Genomic DNA, 1121 nt, shown 5'->3' with positions numbered 1-1121 from the left:
AGAGGCTGTAACGAATAAGAAATAGCCTCACAAATAAAAATACGTCAAACTCATAAGAGAATGGCGTATTTTTTTTGGTATAATTTAACTATGGAAAACATCAATGTGTTCGAGTTAAATTATCCGTATCTGAACAATATGGATTATACTACACAACAGTTGATTTTACCACTGGATTTAGGAAAAAAGTTAAATTCTTCTGATCCGGTGTTCAGTTTTCTTAAAGTGATGGAAGGAGTAAATTGGAATACATATCTGAATCGACCTTCACATAAAGGTCGTGAAGAATACAATCCCTTTAAGATGATTAAAATCGTTCTGTTTGCGTTCATGAATAAAATTTATAGTTTGAGAGGTATTGAACAGGCCTGTAAAACGGATATCCGTTTTATGTATCTTATGGAAGAAGAAACACCCAGCCATATGGCAATTCAAAGATTTATTGAGAAATATCTGAAAGATTCTATAGAAAATATATTTAAGGATATTTTTGAATCTATCTGTACACTAGACGACGTTGATACAAAGACTTTATGTATAGATGGAACAAAACTAGAAGCAAATGCCACAAAATTCTCTTTTGTATGGAAAAAGACCGCGGTCAAAACAAGAGATAAAACATTTACACGCATCAATGATGAAATACAGAAACTGGAGAATACAGAACCTAAAGATACATGGGCACCGGAAGAATTAGATGTCATCCTTGAGGCAATATTATCGCAATGTAAAAAGCAAGGATTCTCTTTTGTTTATGGTAAAGGAAAGAGAAAAACGCCGATACAAAGGATTTATGATAACCTTGCGGACTATAGAGATACCTTAGAAAGCTGCCTGACCAGAATTCAGATATGCGGTGAAGGCAGAAACAGTTATTCAAAAACAGATCACGATGCGACAATGATGCATATGAAAGAAGACTACTACATGAAAACCGGAATCTTCAAACCGGGATATAATGTGCAGATAGGTGTATGTGATGAATATATAGCATACGCATGTGTTTTTCAAGAGCGCAGTGATCAAAAGACATTTATCAAATTCCTTGATCGGTATTTAGAACAATATAGAAAACTCCCAGCAGTCGTAGTCGCAGATGCGGGATATGGAAGTTATGATAA

1 protein-coding gene is annotated in these 1121 nt (G+C 34.5%); it reads left to right on the top strand.

Translation table 11 applies throughout. The annotated features are described in order from the left end of the window. Window positions 1-90: 90 nt before the first annotated feature. Window positions 91-1121 (top strand): transposase (locus tag ACESSZ_RS16450; RefSeq protein WP_499842907.1); only part of this gene is annotated, 1031 nt, incomplete at its 3' end.

It is taken from the genome of Eubacterium sp. 3_1_31, from assembly GCF_964249515.1.
Classification (GTDB): domain Bacteria; phylum Bacillota_I; class Bacilli_A; order Erysipelotrichales; family Erysipelotrichaceae; genus Longicatena; species Longicatena caecimuris.
The sequence above is the reverse complement of the archived record's forward strand: the minus strand, read 5'-3'. Positions and strand labels throughout refer to the sequence as shown.